Source organism: Faecalibacillus sp. MSK20_93, assembly GCF_020589945.1.
GTDB classification, from domain to species: domain Bacteria; phylum Bacillota_I; class Bacilli_A; order Erysipelotrichales; family Coprobacillaceae; genus Faecalibacillus; species Faecalibacillus intestinalis.
Map to the genome: position 1 here is coordinate 1 of NZ_JAJDKA010000143.1, position 845 is coordinate 845.

Below are 845 nucleotides of genomic sequence, written 5' to 3' on the forward strand. Positions count from 1 at the left end.
AAAGTTACTGGAAAATAAAATCTCCCGTCGCTTTAAGGTGCGTCGCTTGGAAATCAATGATTTTGGATATCTCATGGAACATCTTTACGGCAGGGACGGTATCGCTTATGAAGATTATGAGTACCAGCTACCAAAGAAAAAATTGAACAAAGAAACGCTGATAAAATACTACGACCTTATCCGTCCGACAAGGTGTGTGATTGAAGAAAGCCAGCGGTATTTACGCTTGGAACATGAGGACAAGGAAAGTTATGCGTCCTACTTTACTGTCAATGCGATTGTAGGTGAGCTTGATTTTCCGTCAAGTGAAATCTTCTATTTTCAGCAACAGCAATTCACATTCCCCGTTGATACTTCTATGAATGTAGAAATCGTGGAGAACCGAAAAGCACTTACCACAGTAAGAAATAAGAAAAAGGAATTGAAAGACCTTGACAATCACGCTTATCAAGCAGGAAATGAAACCAGCTCAAATGTGGTGGACGCATTAGACAGCGTGGACGAGCTGGAAACGGACTTAGACCAGACAAAAGAAAGTATGTATAAGTTAAGCTACGTGATACGGGTGTCTGCACCCGATCTTGACGAGCTGAAACGCCGTTGTGATGAAGTCAAAGACTTTTACGACGACCTCAATGTAAAGCTGGTGCGTCCTGCTGGAGATATGCTGGGACTTCATTCTGAATTTCTTCCAGCCAGCAAGCGATATATCAACGACTATGTGCAGTATGTAAAATCAGATTTTTTAGCTGGGCTTGGCTTCGGGGCAACCCAGCAATTAGGGGAAACTACGGGTATCTATATGGGCTATTCCGTTGATACGGGAAGAAATGTGTACCTGCAAC

Annotated in this window: 1 pseudogene; it reads left to right on the forward strand. The window is 42.7% G+C overall.

From position 1 onward, the window contains the following. A pseudogene (locus LJD34_RS16035) lies at window positions 1-845 on the forward strand (ATP/GTP-binding protein); the annotation flags it as partial.